Origin of the sequence: Pseudoalteromonas sp. S4741 (genome assembly GCF_005886135.1) — a bacterium.
Classification (GTDB): Bacteria; Pseudomonadota; Gammaproteobacteria; order Enterobacterales; family Alteromonadaceae; genus Pseudoalteromonas; species Pseudoalteromonas tetraodonis.
In genome coordinates, this window is record NZ_PNCN01000054.1 from 25,743 (window position 1) to 37,064 (window position 11,322).

The window sequence follows — 11,322 nt, forward strand, 5'->3', positions numbered from 1 at the left end:
TTCCTTAAAATGGGCTTTCTATGTCAGCCATACCAACATAAACAGACTTAGTTTGCGTGTAATGATCAAGCGTTTGTATGCCGTTTTCGCGGCCGATACCTGATTGTTTATAGCCACCTACAGGCATTTCTGCCGGCGAGTTACCGTAAGCATTGATCCAACAAATCCCCGCTTGTAGCTGATGAATAACGCGATGAGCACGTTTAATATCGCTAGTGAAAACGCCTGCAGCTAAACCTAAGTGAGTGCCGTTAGCACGTGCAATAACATCATCTTCGTCATCAAACACTAAAACGCTCATTACTGGGCCAAAAATTTCTTCTTTGACGATGGTCATTTCATCGTTGCAATCAACAAATACGGTTGGCGCTACAAAATAACCATTTGGCGCTGATGCTGGTGAAAGCGTTGAGCCACCGGTTAATAGCGTTGCCCCTTCTTCAATGCCTTTGTTGATGTAGCTCAGCACTAAATCTTGATGCTTTTTAGAAATAAGCGCGCCAAAGTTAGTGTTTAAATCTTGTGGATCGCCGGCAATAATATTGTTTTCGGTGCGTGTTTTAAGCTCATCAATAAACTGCTGGTACACATTTTTGTGAACATAGATACGAGTGCAATTAGTACAAATTTCACCTTGGGTATAAAAGTTCCCTAACATTGCCGCGCTTACTGCTTGCTCTATATTGGCATCGTCAAATACTAATAATGGCGATTTACCACCTAGTTCCATAGTCACATCTTTTAATGTACCTGCAGCACTGGCGACGACTTTTTTACCGGTACCTACTTCACCAGTAAATGATACTTTTTCAATATCTTGGTGTGCAGTAAGCCATTGGCCTACCTCACTCGCGCCTTGAACTACATTGAATACGCCAGCGGGTACACCTGCTTCAATAAACACCTCGGCTAATTTAATTGCGCCAAGCGGGGTTTCTTCTGAAGGTTTAAAAATAAATGCATTACCCGCTGCAAGGGCAGGGCCAGACTTCCAACATGCAATTTGTAATGGGTAGTTCCATGCACCAATACCAGCACAAATACCTAAAGGCTCTTTGCGTGTGTAGTAAAAGTCATCGCCAACCATTTGTTGTTGACCAACTTGCGCAGGGGCAAGGCCTGCAAAATATTCAATTACATCTGCACCTGTTTCAACATCTACGCAGTTAGCTTCTTGCATTGGTTTACCGGTATCGAGCACTTCAACTAGTGCAAGCTCATCATTACGCTTGCGTAAAATAGCAACGGCGTTTAATAAAATACGGCTGCGCTCAATAGGGGTCATAGCTGACCAAACTTTAAAGCCTTGTTTTGCACTTTCAATTGCTGCGTTTTGAACGTATTCATCGGCAACTTCAACGGCATAAATTACTTGGCCGGTTGCAGGGTTTACTACATCAAATGTTTCGCCGCTTTTGTTTGCAAGGAATTGACCGTTGATAAAGTTTTGATAGATAGGTGTAGTCACGTTAGGCTCCATATTGCTTGATAAGTGAATGCACGTAGTTTTTAGCCAGTGATTCACTGTGTTTAAACTGATTTTCGTCTGATTGGCTTAATACGGCTCGTAGCCATAAACCATCAATCATTGCTGCGGTTAACTCTGCCGCGAGATTTGCTTGCGCTAAAGGCATTAATTGCTTAAATGAAACGGTTAAATTGCTTTGCAAGCGTTTGCTGTTTACATTTTGTAAACGATGAAGTTCCTTGTCGTGCATTGATTGCGCCCAAAAGCTTAACCACGTCCGAGTGGTGTCTTTTCGTTGTTGTACTAGCGCAAAGTTTGATTCAACAATAAACATTAACCTTTGAGTTGGTGTGGTCTTTTCATCTACCTTGCTGATCAAATCATCTTTCAAGTTAGACAGTAAGTAACGCACAGTTGCTTCAATTAGCCCCTGTTTCCCACCAAAATAATGGCTAATTATGCCAGAGGACATCCCCGCATTTTTGCTAATACTATTAATTGTGGTTGCTTGTAACCCTTTTTGCGCAACTGACTCTATTGTTGCGTCAATTAGCTGCTGACGCCTTACAGGTTCCATTCCAACTTTAGGCATAATTTTTATTAATTGATCGTTCAATAAAGATAAGCTTAAGGTAATAGCTCTAACAATTCAAGGTTCCTGCAAATGGTGAGTGTCTGAAATGTGGATAAATATTTAATAAAATAAGTCTAAAATGAAGTTATATTAACAAGCTGGGTTTTTATAAAATATCATTTAATAACAATTTGTTACGTGTATTTTTTTGATTGAATTTTGCGGTGTAATTATTTGTTTACATTATTGGTGAAACTTTTAATGATTTATTTATTAGTGTGATAACTATTAGAGTACTAATTGTATTTTTTGTGGGCAGGTTACTTTAAAAAGTGGTAAGGCGAGTTTGTCGGAAGATCCAAGAAAAAAGATTCAGGAAGTGAAATATGAGATTAATTTACAGAAATGTTAACTTAGTGAAGAGATAAATAAAGACGCTGTTTAGGTTTCAACAACGCCTTTAAATAACAAAGGATAACGTCTTAAACGGTTGCCAATATAATCGTCAGCCATAATTTGGTCGCAAATTTCATCAATATTATCGGTCGCTTCAAATACCCAATCAAAACGTTCTATTGCAAGTAAAAATCCACGCTTTAAATGCGTTTGCGCACGGTAATAAGCAAGGTTGTTTTTGATGAGTTGCAGTTTTTCAGGCTCTGCTTTTAATTGCGCAATAACTTGATTAATAAACTGCAAATTGCGCGAACTGGTTGGTCTGTTTCTTCTATTTGTTGATCGCATCACTCTTCATTAGCTATGTTGTAAAGTTTTTTCAAAAAGTCGTCTTTGTGTTTGTCATGTTCATAATCAAGGTGATAAGTATTATGAAACCCAAAGCGAAGTAAAACACCACTACCTTGTAAATAGACGGTATAGCCATCTATGTCAGAATATGCAGTGATCCCTTGATAAAATTTACCTTCTTCTGTGACTTCTCCGCGTTGTTGAATGCGTTCGTAAACCGCTAGAATCTGTTTATTGTCGATTTCATTTTTCATTGTTTGTCCCTTTTATTTAATCACTCATACGCTATAGAAGTGAGGGTCGATCATCATAAAAACAATAGTCTAAAAAGTATGATATTGCTTTGTTATTTTTCATTTATAAATTATGCTCAAAGTTCACTTTTTGTTGAGCTTTTACCATGATAGACAAAGCGTTACTTTTGAAAACTCGTGAATTATCCGACCAACTCATTGCATTGCAAACACCCATTAGAATACTCGATGCAATAAATTGGGATAAACAAATTAAAGAGGAATTTTTTAGACAAAAATGTCAAAAAAATCCACTTATTGATCGTGCTTATTATCAACAGCGCGATTTAGGGTTTGTTCCTAGCGAGTTGCGCCAAGCATTTTCAACACTGCACCGCAATATTATTAATCAGTTGGGACAATTAAACCCAATTGCACAATATATGGGTAAAATGTGTACCGAATATAAAACGGTTCTGAGTATGCTTGAATACCGCGGTACGCCAGAGTTTCATGACTTATCAGTGGAGCTATTTGGTCATCCTAAAGATTTGTTTCATGCCGGTGAGCCATCGCTATCAGAACTGGCTAATATGCTCGAACAGCCTTTAAAAAATTTACTTGCAGCGGATATTTTGCCTGAAGATCCTAAAAATATTGATGCCAGCGACGCGGTGCGGATTTTATCTGAACAGGTCAATGCCAGCATGCCGGGAATAAACGTAGAAGTGATGCTAAGTGATGGTATTGTCAGCGATGCGGCAGCAGGTGCTAATAATATTAAGCTCAATCAAGATGTTAAGTTTTCTCAGCGCGAATTAGATATTTTAGAGGTGCACGAGGGCTGGATCCATGTAGGCACCACTCAAAATGGCTTAGCGCAACCTTATTTAACTTGCTTGAGTAAAGGCACACCAAGCTCTACGGTGACCCAAGAGGGGCTTGCAGTACTGACGGAAATTATTACTCTTAAGTCAACACCACGTCGCTTATCAAAATTAGTAAACCGTATTCAAGCGGTGACGAAAGTAATTGATGGCGCTGAGTTTATCGATATTTACCGAGATTACGTTGCTCAAGGTTTATCAAAAGACGACAGCTATACCCTTGCACAGCGCGTTTTTAGAGGCAGTACCGCAACCGGCTTACCCTTTACCAAAGATATTGCTTACATAAAAGGCTTTGTTTTAGTTTACAACTTAATTAGGGTGGCGATACAGCTTGGTCGAATTGATCAGTTGCCATTATTGCTGGTGGGTAAAATATCAATTGATGACTTTAGATTAATATCGCAATTGCATGACTTAGGTGTCATTGAAAATCCGCAATTTGTGCCGCCTCATTTTAAAGATTTAAGAGGCCTTGCTACGTGGCTCAGCTTTGGTCGATTTATTGGCGATTTGTCATTCGAACAACTAGAAAACGACTATAAGCCGTTGTTTTTATAATATTAAAGAGGAAGGGCGGCTACTTTTTTTAGCAAAAAACGCAGTTGGAATAAGCAACTGCGTTTAAGTTTACACACATAAGCCTGCATGCCCATAAGGGGGCAATTGATTGTTCTCATTTTTATTTATCGTTTTATCGATATATAAAATTGTTTTAAACCATTCATTAGGCACAAAAAAAGCCCAAAAGTGGGCTTTTTAAATTCAACACACTTTGGTTATCGTGCGTTGGTGCTTTCAAATATTTTGTCTGCAGAGGCAGCGACAAAACCGGTGTAAATTTCACCATCAGGTTTTGGATAACGAATAGCAAACTCGTAAAAACAGCTAGGAATGCGCATATCGCCATCGCTAAAGGTTACAGCGTATTCATCAGCTAATGTTGATGATTGCTCTAATAGCACCTCTGGTGAGCCTTTTACTTCACCCCCTGAGGTATTGAGTGCAAAACCTGCATCTTTAAGAGCTTGGTTTACATCATGGATGTTATCAAACTTAGCCAAAGTATTAATGTTCACGGTGAAGTGATTGGCACGATAACCCCACGCAGACATCCACGCCGCATATTCGCTCTCAGCTAATAACTTTTTGTATGTATCGGTGCTTACTTGCCAATGCGTGCCTGAATATAAAAAGTTATCGGCAGTCACTGCGCTTTCGTCAATTTGTGAAACCATATCAGTGACAATTGCTTGTAGTTCAGGCGAGCATTTTTCAACTAATAACTCAGAAATAAATACTTTAGGTTGCGTTGGATCGCTGTGCTCGTAATGCTTAGCGTAGAGTTTTTTTGCTTCAAAATGATACTCACCACACTCTTTGTAGCCAATGGCTAAAAAGTGTGCAGCTAGTTTTTCAAGGCCTACTTTTTCAATATTAAAAGTACGCAGCGCAATATGGTCGTTGATTATGTCGTCTTTTTGCGTTGAGCCTAATAGGTCATGAATTTTGTCAGCCGATGGCGTTACGCTTAGGTAGTTTTGCCACAGGTTATCAAATAATGTGTTTACATCGGTATGCATGGTAAATCCTTAAATCTGTTTAAATTGTTATTCAATTATTAAGCCCGGCGCGAGGGTTTGCGGTAAATTAACTTTTTCTGACTCTACTGAGGCCACTGGGTATGCGCAGTAATCTGCTGCATAGTATGCACTGGCTCTATGGTTGCCACTGGCACCTATACCACCAAATGGCGCTGCGCTTGATGCGCCTGTAATAGGGCGGTTCCAGTTAACAATACCGGCACGAATACGTTTTAAAAAGTGACTGTAATCATCTTCGCTATCAGCAAGTAAACCAGCAGATAAACCAAAGCTGGTGTTGTTTGCTTCTGTTATAGCGCTATTGAAATCAGTGTAACGATATACTTTTATAAGCGGGCCAAAGTGTTCTTCATCGGCAATTTCGCTTATATTAGTGACATCAATAATGCCTGGGCTTACAAACCCAGTGCCTGATTTTAACTGCTTAAGCTCAACAAGAATCTCAGCACCTTGTTTAACTAGCTCAGCTTGCGCTGCCACCATGCCTAATGCGGCTTTTTCACTGATCATGGCACCCATAAAAGGTTGTTCGTCCGCAAAGCTATCGTCTACTAAGATATTTTTGGTGGCGCTAATCAGCTTTTCTAAAATAGCATCGCCATTGGGCGACTTTTCAATAAACAAACGGCGTGCACAAGTACAGCGTTGGCCTGAGGTGATAAAACCCGATTGAATAATATCGTGCACGGCGGCGCTAACATCAGCAACATCTTTAACCACTAGCGGGTTATTACCGCCCATTTCAAGCGCTAAAATTTTACCTGGGTGGCCAGCAAATTGTTTATGTAATAAATGCCCTGTGTTTGAGCTACCAGTAAAAAATAGGCCATCTATATCTTGGTGTGAGGCCAGCGCTTTACCTGTTTCTAACTCACCTTGAACAAGGTTTATAACCCCAGCAGGTAAGCCTGCTTTTAACCATAGTTCTAAGGTAAACTGCGCTACATGAGGTGTTAATTCTGATGGTTTAAATACCACGGTATTACCGGCTAGTATGGCTGGTACAATATGGCCGTTTGGTAAATGCCCAGGGAAATTATACGGACCAAAAATAGCGACCACACCGTGAGGTTTGTGGCGAATAAAGGCTTTTGCACCAGGCATTGGGTTTTCGGTTGTACCAGTACGTTCATTGTAAGCACGGATCGAAATGGCCACTTTGCCTGTCATCGCGCCCACTTCTGTGCGTGTTTCCCATAGCGGTTTACCTGTTTCACGAGCAATAATAGTGGCTAACTCTTCGCTGTGTTCTTTTAGTTGGGCTACGAAGTTTTCTAAAATAGTAATACGTTGCTCAATTGGCATATCTGCCCATTGAACTTGCGCGGCTCTTGCCGCTTTAATGGCACTGTCAACTTGCTCTGCGTTGGCGCCATTACCTTGCCATACAATTTCACCATTACTTGGGTTAATAGAATCAAACGCTGGACCTTTGCCTACAAGCCATTGATTATTAATTAGTTGTGTGTTCATAAATAATGTTACAGGCGGAAAAATCGCGCTGCATCTCCTTGTTTTAAATGAAGTGCATCAGCTACTTCTTGGCTGATGATTAAGGTGTGCTTTGCCTGATTATAATGAGCATGTTTAGTGAATGTGGCTCTAAAGTCACTAACCCCTTGATTACAAATAGCAAGGGTGTCTGAGCTTTGCTCATTAATATGTTCAAGCTCGCCAATAGTAATAGGGCACACCTGTGAATCACGAATACTGCGAATATTACCGAGTTTTGCTTCTACAGTGGGGCCTGCGTCAAATAAATCAACATATCCGCGGTGTTCAAATCCTTCTTTTTCAAGCAGTTTAAGTGCTGGTTTGGTTTTATCATGCACATGGCCAATCACCGCTTGTGCTTTTTTGCTCAGCAAATTCACATAGATAGGGTATTTAGGCATGAGTTCGCTAATAAACACTTTATCGCCTAACCCCACTAAATGGTCGGCTTGTGGGAATTCAATGCTAAAAAAGTGTTCCTGTAACCATTGCCAAAATGGCGAGTGACCGTCTTCGTCGCTAACACCACGCATTTCAGCAATTACTGTGTCGGCAAAGCGCTCACTGTGTTGCGCCATAAATAAAAAACGTGAACGTGATAAAAAACGTCCCGTCAGGCCTTTTCTACTGTCTTCACGTAAAAATAAAGTACATATTTCTGAGCAGCCAGTGTAGTCATTACACATACTCAAAATATCTACGGTATTGTAAACGTTTAAGGTAGGTGAGTGATGAACGGTTTTACCTAGATGATAATGATACAAAGGTACAGATAACCCGACGGCCGCTTCAATGGCGGTAGTACCAATTACCTTTCCGGTTTCACTGTCTTCTAAAACAAATAGATAGCTTTCGTCGATGGGCTTATCTACGTTTTTAGTAAAACTGTTTTGCGCACGATCAATTTTTTCTTGTAGTTGCCCATCATCGACAGGTAAAGAGGTAAAGCCATGGCCAGACTCAATGGCAATCTCTTTAAGTGCTGCAAAATCATTGACAGTAATAGGACGTAATACTTGCATTAACTACTTGCTCCAACAACATATAAAATCCTGAGGTAAACGTGTGTTTGCCTCAGGACTTAGTTATGTTTTACTTAGTTATTAACCGTTTACTACATCGCTTACTGCTTTTTCAAAGCGAGCTAAGCCTTCTTTAATGTCCTCAAATGGGATCACTAATGAAGGTGTAAAACGAATAACGTTCATACCGGCTACTAAGTTCATTAAGCCGTTATTTGCACTTGCTACTAAAAAGTCACGAGCGCGGCCTTCAAATTTCTCATTTAGTACCGCACCGATTAGTAAGCCTTTACCACGGATTTCGCTAAATACATGGTATTTTTCATTAATTGCATTTAAACCATCACGGAACATATGTTCACGCTCTTTTACGCCATTTAATACAGCAGGCGTATTAACGGTATCAAATGCCGCTTCTGCAACAGCACAAGCCAACGGGTTACCACCATATGTAGACCCATGCGTGCCTACTTTTAGGTGTGCTGCAATTTCAGTGGTGGTGATCATAGCGCCAATTGGAAAACCGCCACCTAAGGCTTTAGCCGTCGTTAAGATATCAGGAACAACATCTAAGCCTTCGTATGCGTATAAGTGACCTGTACGGCCAACGCCGGTTTGCACTTCATCAAAAATAAGTAGTGCGTTGTGTTTAGTACACAGTTCACGTACTTTTTGTGCAAATTCATTAGTTGGTGGCACAATGCCGCCTTCACCTTGTAATGGCTCCATCATTACCGCACAGGTATCATCACCAATTAAGGCTTCAAAAGCGGCAATATCATTGTAGTCACAATGCACAATATCAGCAGGTTTTGGACCAAAACCGTCAGAATAAGCAGCTTGGCCACCCACTGTTACAGTGAAAAATGTACGACCATGAAAACCTTTATTGAAAGCAATAATTTTAGTTTTTTCAGCACCAAATTTATCCAGTGCAAAGCGACGTGCTAATTTTAATGCTGCTTCGTTTGCTTCAGCCCCTGAGTTTGCAAAGTAAACTTTTTCAGCAAACGTGGCATCAACCATTTTTTTAGCTAGACGAAGAGCTGGCTCATTGGTCATTACATTTGATAAGTGCCAAATTTTTTCGCCTTGCTCTTTAAGTGCACCGACTAATGCAGGATGGCAATGCCCTAAACAATTAACTGCAATACCACCGGCAAAATCGATAAATTCGTTATTGTTCTGATCCCACACACGTGAGCCTTCACCGCGAACAGGAACAACAGCTGAAGGGTTGTAATTAGGGACCATTACGTCGTTAAATAAATCTCTGGTTACTTGCATTTTTACACCTAAATTATTCACATAAAAAATACGTTGCTGAAAAAATAACGATAAGGTCAAGATGATTCAGCAATACAATGTGTTTTACTTATTAAAAATGTCATTATCAAAGGTTATGAATGAAATTTGCAGTGCTATTTTGTGAAAAATGATTAGAATAATAGTCAAATTAACGAATTTAATTAGCATTATGATAACTCCCCAAGATGAAAAACTACTCTCAGTATTAAAAACGAACGCCCGCGCTAGCATTTCTGACCTTGCAAGGCACTTGAGTTTATCTCGTTCAACGGTGCAAAGCCGAATGCTAAAATTAGAGCAAAGTGGGATCATTAAGGGTTATAGCGTTGACTTTGGAGATGACTTTTTAAATAGCTTGGTCTCTGCGCATGTTTCAATAAAAGTAAAACATAAGCTAACAACAAAAACTAATATTGAATTAAAGCAAATTGATGCGATTTCTCAGTTGTATGCAATTAGTGGAGAGTTTGATTTAATTGCCATTGTAGAAGCACAGAACCTTGAGAAGTTAAGCCACTTACTTGATGATATTGGTAACTTAGATGGGGTAGAGCGTACCCGTTCCTCGGTTATTTTAGAGACTAAATTTAAGCGTTAATTCGATTTATTTAGTACATTCAGTGAGCATTAATTATTGCATTTAAGCTAACTTGATTGTAGTCTACTCGATATTAGGAACAAGGAATATTTTTAACCAAATCAATAGGCTTATTGCCCTGCATTTGTTGCAATTCTCCGGTACTTAATAAATCTCATCAATACAGTTACTAATTTTATTAGCATTGGCTAATAAGATGTGAGTGAAATAGGACGTTTTTAGCACCACTGGGCTAAGACTTTACAAGGAAATGTTATGAAATACACAACAATGGCTGCTGTGGCATTATTAATAGGTGGCTCATATTTAAGTGCAAAAACGACTTTATTTGACCCTGCACAGAGCATAACGGTTGAAACTTACAGCGATATATTCTTCAAATTAGAATCCTCTCCTGTCAGCATTAATGAAATTATTACCGGGGCGAGTCAATTTGCCGATAGCTTGTGTGATGAAACTATCTACCAAGAAGTAATTGGCGAATCGGTAAACTCATGTAAGCAAAAATTCAAACAATCTCAAGCACAATGTGCTGAGTTTATAATAAAAAATAACGAGCCTATGTACACTGATAAAGTGGCTATAACACAGCTCTCTGAGAAGTTTATTAATTGCATGACCAATAGCTAAAATAGCACTTACAGTTCTTAATATATTAAAAGCGCGGCTCCTAAACTGAATGAGCATTGATGCTTGAATTTTTATTTAGCATATTCCACTGCGTGGTCTATTCTAAATTTTATTAATGCTCAAACGCCCAGTTTGCTTTAGGGAGTACAATGCAAGAAAATTTACTGAATTCAGTCATCAAAATAGCAAAAAATAGAGATGTAGATTCTCTTGAATATAGTTTGATATCGACCATCCAAGAATTTATAGGCTGTAAAAAGGTCTTAGTTTATAAAGATATAGAATTTTAAGGCCAACTGACTATTGAGCAAAGTCTTTGCTTAAAAGTGACGGGTGAAAAGCAATTAGAGTGGGTACAACGACAAATTGTTGCACAGCCTGAGGATGAACTTCTATCGTGTTTACGCTCTGCCTGTATTATTACTGTTCAGTCTGCCGATGGAATTGAACGCCGTTGCCTCCCCATTACCCGCCAAGAAAAAACAGTTGCTGCCATTTCTGTGGTTTCAAAAAGTTTAGATAGTTCGGCTCAAGTGATGCTAAATGCTTTTTGCCGCATATTTGAAAACTATTTAACCTGAACTCTGGTTAAGAGATTTACTAACATATTGAATCAAAATGATATTTATGTTTATTTTCTCAAGCTAGAGATTTTTAGTGAAAACAAGGCGAAATTACGCGTCAATAGCTAGCCTATTGCAAGTAAATTCAACGCAGTTAGCGCTGAAAATAGCTGCTTGAGATGGATTTATTATCC

General features: G+C 39.3%; 12 protein-coding genes. 4 read left to right on the top strand and 8 right to left on the bottom strand.

Features of this window, described 5'->3' with window-relative positions; translation table 11 throughout:
* Positions 1–4: 4 nt before the first annotated feature.
* The 4 genes from betB to CWC30_RS09015 form a co-directional block, all read right to left on the bottom strand.
* A complete protein-coding gene (gene betB, locus CWC30_RS09000; protein WP_036984072.1) occupies positions 5–1,468 on the bottom strand; it encodes a betaine-aldehyde dehydrogenase in 1,464 nt (487 codons plus the stop codon).
* A 1-nt stretch (position 1,469) separates the two neighbouring features.
* Positions 1,470–2,045, bottom strand: coding sequence for a transcriptional regulator BetI (gene betI / locus CWC30_RS09005; RefSeq protein WP_008111458.1), 576 nt, complete (start codon positions 2,043–2,045; stop codon positions 1,470–1,472).
* Positions 2,046–2,483: 438 nt separating this feature from the next.
* A complete protein-coding gene (locus CWC30_RS09010; protein WP_024600891.1) occupies positions 2,484–2,786 on the bottom strand; it encodes a hypothetical protein in 303 nt (100 codons plus the stop codon).
* The gene (locus CWC30_RS09015; RefSeq protein ID WP_013463225.1) at positions 2,786–3,043 is read right to left on the bottom strand and encodes a DUF3081 domain-containing protein; all 258 of its coding nucleotides are present in this window, start codon (positions 3,041–3,043) and stop codon (positions 2,786–2,788) included. Before CWC30_RS09015 ends, CWC30_RS09010 begins: the two co-directional genes overlap by 1 nt.
* Before the next feature lie 146 nt (positions 3,044–3,189).
* Here CWC30_RS09015 and CWC30_RS09020 point away from each other — a divergent pair, with 146 nt between their 5' ends.
* Positions 3,190–4,470 carry a flavohemoglobin expression-modulating QEGLA motif protein gene (locus CWC30_RS09020; protein WP_064663025.1) on the top strand — a complete coding sequence of 427 codons (1,281 nt, stop codon included), beginning with the start codon at positions 3,190–3,192 and terminating at the stop codon, positions 4,468–4,470.
* A 218-nt stretch (positions 4,471–4,688) separates the two neighbouring features.
* Here the strand turns inward: CWC30_RS09020 and CWC30_RS09025 are convergent, their stop codons facing one another.
* The 4 genes from CWC30_RS09025 to CWC30_RS09040 form a co-directional block, all read right to left on the bottom strand.
* The gene (locus CWC30_RS09025) at positions 4,689–5,492 is read right to left on the bottom strand and encodes a DUF1338 domain-containing protein (protein WP_036983952.1); all 804 of its coding nucleotides are present in this window, start codon (positions 5,490–5,492) and stop codon (positions 4,689–4,691) included.
* Positions 5,493–5,519: 27 nt separating this feature from the next.
* Positions 5,520–6,986 (bottom strand): succinylglutamate-semialdehyde dehydrogenase, encoded by a 1,467-nt coding sequence (astD, locus tag CWC30_RS09030; RefSeq protein WP_138626924.1) that lies wholly within the window; start codon positions 6,984–6,986, stop codon positions 5,520–5,522.
* An 8-nt stretch (positions 6,987–6,994) separates the two neighbouring features.
* Positions 6,995–8,029, bottom strand: coding sequence for an arginine N-succinyltransferase (astA, locus tag CWC30_RS09035; protein WP_013463229.1), 1,035 nt, complete (start codon positions 8,027–8,029; stop codon positions 6,995–6,997).
* An 81-nt stretch (positions 8,030–8,110) separates the two neighbouring features.
* Positions 8,111–9,316, bottom strand: a complete 1,206-nt coding sequence (locus CWC30_RS09040) for an aspartate aminotransferase family protein (RefSeq protein WP_138626925.1) — start codon at positions 9,314–9,316, stop codon at positions 8,111–8,113.
* A gap of 190 nt (positions 9,317–9,506) precedes the next feature.
* Between CWC30_RS09040 and CWC30_RS09045 the strand changes: the two genes are divergently transcribed.
* The 3 genes from CWC30_RS09045 (at position 9,507) to CWC30_RS18745 (ending at position 11,146) form a co-directional block, all read left to right on the top strand.
* Positions 9,507–9,935 (top strand): Lrp/AsnC family transcriptional regulator, encoded by a 429-nt coding sequence (locus CWC30_RS09045; RefSeq protein ID WP_036983954.1) that lies wholly within the window; start codon positions 9,507–9,509, stop codon positions 9,933–9,935.
* 255 nt (positions 9,936–10,190) lie between these two features.
* Complete coding sequence (locus CWC30_RS09050; protein WP_036983956.1) at positions 10,191–10,565, top strand: hypothetical protein; 375 nt, start codon at positions 10,191–10,193, stop codon at positions 10,563–10,565.
* Between the two features lie 326 nt (positions 10,566–10,891).
* A complete protein-coding gene (locus CWC30_RS18745; RefSeq protein ID WP_249929843.1) occupies positions 10,892–11,146 on the top strand; it encodes a hypothetical protein in 255 nt (84 codons plus the stop codon).
* The last annotated feature ends 176 nt before the right edge of the window (positions 11,147–11,322 follow it).

Bases quoted from the DNA above. Each gene is read 5' to 3' on its own strand.
- betI (WP_008111458.1), bottom strand. From the start codon at position 2,045: ATGGAACCTGTAAGGCGTCAGCAGCTAATTGACGCAACAATAGAGTCA.
- CWC30_RS09010 (WP_024600891.1), bottom strand. From the start codon at position 2,786: ATGCGATCAACAAATAGAAGAAACAGACCAACCAGTTCGCGCAATTTG.
- CWC30_RS09015 (WP_013463225.1), bottom strand. From the start codon at position 3,043: ATGAAAAATGAAATCGACAATAAACAGATTCTAGCGGTTTACGAACGC.
- CWC30_RS09020 (WP_064663025.1), top strand. From the start codon at position 3,190: ATGATAGACAAAGCGTTACTTTTGAAAACTCGTGAATTATCCGACCAA.
- CWC30_RS09025 (WP_036983952.1), bottom strand. From the start codon at position 5,492: ATGCATACCGATGTAAACACATTATTTGATAACCTGTGGCAAAACTAC.
- astD (WP_138626924.1), bottom strand. From the start codon at position 6,986: ATGAACACACAACTAATTAATAATCAATGGCTTGTAGGCAAAGGTCCA.
- astA (WP_013463229.1), bottom strand. From the start codon at position 8,029: ATGCAAGTATTACGTCCTATTACTGTCAATGATTTTGCAGCACTTAAA.
- CWC30_RS09040 (WP_138626925.1), bottom strand. From the start codon at position 9,316: ATGCAAGTAACCAGAGATTTATTTAACGACGTAATGGTCCCTAATTAC.
- CWC30_RS09045 (WP_036983954.1), top strand. From the start codon at position 9,507: ATGATAACTCCCCAAGATGAAAAACTACTCTCAGTATTAAAAACGAAC.
- CWC30_RS09050 (WP_036983956.1), top strand. From the start codon at position 10,191: ATGAAATACACAACAATGGCTGCTGTGGCATTATTAATAGGTGGCTCA.